The sequence below is a fragment of the Rhizomonospora bruguierae genome, from assembly GCF_018397995.1.
In the GTDB taxonomy this organism is placed as follows: Bacteria; Actinomycetota; Actinomycetes; order Mycobacteriales; family Micromonosporaceae; genus Rhizomonospora; species Rhizomonospora bruguierae.
Window position 1 is genome coordinate 1 of sequence record NZ_BBQH01000119.1, and the last position, 3,895, is coordinate 3,895.

General features: G+C 66.2%; 2 protein-coding genes and 2 pseudogenes. 3 read left to right on the forward strand and 1 reads right to left on the reverse strand.

Features of this window, described 5'->3' with window-relative positions; translation table 11 throughout:
• From KJS59_RS30215 to KJS59_RS32520, 3 genes and pseudogenes are all read left to right on the forward strand, one after another.
• A pseudogene (locus KJS59_RS30215) lies at positions 1-1,013 on the forward strand (hypothetical protein); the annotation flags it as partial.
• Entirely contained in the window at positions 1,010-1,732 is a 723-nt protein-coding gene (locus KJS59_RS32410) for an MBL fold metallo-hydrolase (RefSeq protein WP_213457350.1), read from the forward strand. The pseudogene KJS59_RS30215 and the gene KJS59_RS32410, both read left to right, overlap by 4 nt.
• A 213-nt stretch (positions 1,733-1,945) precedes the next feature.
• Positions 1,946-2,758, forward strand: a pseudogene (locus tag KJS59_RS32520) (IS1634 family transposase); the annotation flags it as partial.
• A 105-nt stretch (positions 2,759-2,863) separates the two neighbouring features.
• On the opposite strand, the gene KJS59_RS30225 reads toward KJS59_RS32520, so the two are convergent.
• On the reverse strand, positions 2,864-3,895 hold a 1,032-nt coding region (locus tag KJS59_RS30225; protein WP_249715161.1), incomplete at its 5' end, for a group II intron maturase-specific domain-containing protein.

A 3,895-nucleotide genomic window follows, 5' to 3' on the forward strand; every position in this document is an offset into this window, starting at 1 on the left:
TCATGGAGACCGCCGACGAGTCCGCTCGACATGGCCGCAGAGCCGGCCACAGTAATGTCTCCGACCAACAACTCAGCGATATGGATGCTTCCCTGGAACGCATCTGTCTCGACCTGCTCGACGATTCCTTGCTCCCACTTGTCGGAGATCTTCGTGACGTGCGCGACAACGCCTTCGCTGCCCTGGAGGGCCGTCAGTACCCCCGTCAGAGCAGACGACTTTACGCCATCGGCGCTCGTGCGTGCGGGCTTCTCGCCGGGGTCGCGGCAGACCGTTTCTCCCTTCACGACGCAGCCAACAGGCATGTTCGTACCGCCACGATGGCAGCGGAACTCGCCGAGGATTCTGCGCTTTCAGCATGGATCGCGTCGGTACGCTGTGGTGTCACATTCTGGCAAGGCCGCTACCGCGCCGCCGCAACCATCGCCCAAGAAGCGCGTTCGGCAGCACCGACCGGCATCGAGGCGGCTCGGCTGGCCAGTCTGGAGGCCCGCGCATGGGCGCGGCTGGGCGACCGCGGCGCTATGGACAATGCGCTGACGGCCGCGCAAGCGGCCATCGACGATGATGGCCCATGTGCCGGCGTTGGTGTTATGGCCTTTCCAAGATCGAATCAGATGAGGATCAACGCGACCGCTCGGCTCTGGAGCGGACAACACGCCGCGGCCGCCCGCGAGCTGGCCGAAGCGATTGAACTGCTCGCCGACGAGTACAACTCGTCGGCGCATGTCGCTGCCGGACGCGTTGACCTTGCTGACGCCCAACTTCATATCGGCACGCTTGACGATGTGGCCGAGACCCTCCAACCACTGTTCACAGGGACCGGCGCATACCTCGCTGGGGCGGCCCGCCGGATGGGTGGGCTCGTCGCGGAACTCCGCGAGCAGCGCTTTGGCGCCTCGATGGTTGCCCAGCAGCTCGTTGAGGACATCGAGGCATTCGTCGCCGCTCAGGCAAGTAACCGAGCCGCCGTACACGCGGCCGCTACGCCCGATCGTCCCCTTCCGCGATGAGCATCACAGTCCAGGTAGTCGGGACCTCTACGCCGTATCCTCGGCCCAACAACCCCTGCTCCGGCTACCTCCTTGAGACCGCTGCCACCCGCGTCCTCGCGGACATCGGACTCGGTGTATGGCCGCACTTGCTGCGGTACACCAACCCAGCACGGCTAGACGCAATCTGGGTCTCCCACCTACACCCTGACCACAGTGGAGACCTACTCGCCGCGTATCAGTGGGCCGCGAACACCGTCGGCGCTCCGCGACTGACTGTCATAGGCCCCTCCGGCTGGGCTGAACGAATCGGCGCAGCCCTTCCTACTCCAAACGGTCCCGCGCAGCTACGGCAGCTATTCGACGTCCGCGAACACACCGAGGAAATCACTCCGATCGGCGACCTTGAACTCGCGTCGCTTCCCGTCCAGCACTCCGTTCCAACCCACGGTTTACGCGTCACTCACGACATGCGCACCTTCGCCTACTCCGGCGACTCAGGCCCCGGCTCCGCCCTCGCCCGCCTCGCCGAAAACGCCGACATGTTCATCTGCGAGGCCGGCAGCACCACGTCAAACGAGCCATACCACTGCTCACCGGAAGACGCGGCACACATGGCGCAAACGGCCAAGGAACTCGCCATCACCCACCTTGGAACAGGACTGACTCCTACCGAGGCGCTACGCCGAGCCGGGCGGGGCGTCGCGGCACGCCCTGGGCTCGTTCTCCGTGTTCCCTAATCCCCGCGGCGACAAGTCCTTCGCCCGATGCAACACTTCAGCAGCGGGAGCAAGAACTGGGTTCCACAGATGTGTGGCGGTCTAGGCACGGGGATCATGTGAAGATGCAGGTCACGACGTTGTTGGATAGTCAGAATGCTGAAATCGCCTAGTGACACGATTTGCGGGGCATGGCCTGGTTGAGCAGTGGCGGAGTCCGTAACCTCTAGCCACGTGTATGCGCGGGTGTCGTCGCGGAAGAGCAAAACCGGTCAGGTCGTGCGGTACCTGCAGTTGGCCCACAACGAGTGGGACCCGGCGGCCGGGATGTCGCGCACGAAGGTGTTGTACTCGTTCGGCCGGGAGGACGAACTCGACCGTCCGGCGGTGCAGCGCCTGGTCACGGCGTTGAGCAGGCTGCTGGACCCGGCTGCCGCGGCGGCGTTGACCACGCCGGCGGACATGACGTTGACCGACTCGCGGCCCATCGGCGGGGCGTACGCGCTCGATGGCCTGTGGCGCCGGCTCGGTGTCGACACCGCGATCCGTGCTGCTCTGGCCGACAAGCGGGTCGACGCCGCCCGGGTGGAGCGGATCCTGTTCGCGTTGACCGCGAACCGGGCGCTCAAGCCCTCGTCGAAGCTGGCCGCGACCGACTGGATCGCCCACGACGTGCACATCGACGGCCTGACCGACGTGGTTGACGAGGCCTGCTACCGGGCGATGGACGCGCTGTTGGCCGTGGAGGCGGTGGTGGCCCGGCAGGTGTATCACCAGGTCGCCGACCTGCTCAACCTTGAGGTGGACCTGCTGTTCTTCGACACGACCAGCACCTACTTCGAGACCGGTGAGGCCGACACCCCGATCGCCCGCGACGAGCACGGCCGGGTGCGGCCGGGCGTCGAGCCCAGTGATCTGGTGCGTGACAGCGGGTTTCGCACCCGCGGCAAGAGCAAGGACCACCGCGACGACCTCCCGCAGGTCGTGGTCGGGATGGCCGTCACCCGCACCGGGATCCCGGTGCGGGTGTGGTCGTGGCCCGGCAACTACAGGTCGGTGATCGTGTTGTCGGGTAGCCAGGACGCATTGCTGCGTCCCAGCCCCCTCAGAACCGGACTTGCGAGCTTTCCCCGCATCCGGCTCAAGCAAGCCTTATGGCGTGCGTGTTGGCAGAAGCGCCGGTGTGCGTCTGGCGGCGTCGTGCCGTCGGGCGCAGTGGGTGTGCATCAGACAGCGGGCGGTGTCGTCCGTCGGGTTCCCGGGTGCGGTGATCGCGGTGCGGCGGATCGCCTTTCGTAGCACGATCAGCCACTGCTCCCACTCGCCGGGATCTTGCGGTTCCCGGTCCGCGTGGAGCAGAAGGCCACCGCAGGTCGGGCAGCGTCCTCGTTGTGCCCGTAGGAGCCGCATGAGGAACGGGCCCAGCGGCGGTTTCCCGCGTCGGCGCCGGGTGGCCCAGTACTCGGTCAGGGCGGGATCGTCGGGTGACGAGGTCCCTTTGACCAGGGTGTGACGGACGATCGGGGTCCAGGAGAACTTGACCAGGTAGCGGCCGCTGTCGCGGTCGCCGAACACCCAGCGGTCCCTCCTGGCCGGGTGGAAGGCCCCGAAGTAGCGGGCCGCTACCCAGCGTTTCCCCTTGTTCGGGTGCGCTCGCCGTGCCCACCGGTAGGTGAGCTTCCACACGTAGTGGTCCAACGCGGAGAAGATCTCCTTGGAGACCGCTGCGCGGTAGTAGGCCGCCCAGCCCCGGATCACGGGGTTGAGCTTGTTGATGACCGCTTCGGCGTTGGCCCCGTGCAGGGCCTTGACCTCGGCGGCCAGCCTGCGGCGGATGCGCTGCACCGCTGCCTTGCTGGGTTTGATCAGCAGCTTCCCGTTGCGGTAGCGGCGAATGTTGAACCCGAGGAAGTCGTAGCCGTCTTCGAGGCCGACCACACGGGTCTTGTCCTCGTTGAAGGTCAACCCTCGGGGCGCCAGCCACCGGCTGAGAGATTCCTTGACCTGTTGCACCTGTTCAGCGCTGTGGCACATGGCCACCAGATCGTCGGCGTACCTGACGACAACGGGACTACCGGGGACCGCTCCTCCCGCATGCTTGACATGATCAGGGAAGTACCGGACCCCGGCTGCTGCCTCCAGCCCGTGCAAGGCCACGTTCAGCAACAGCGGACTGATCACGCC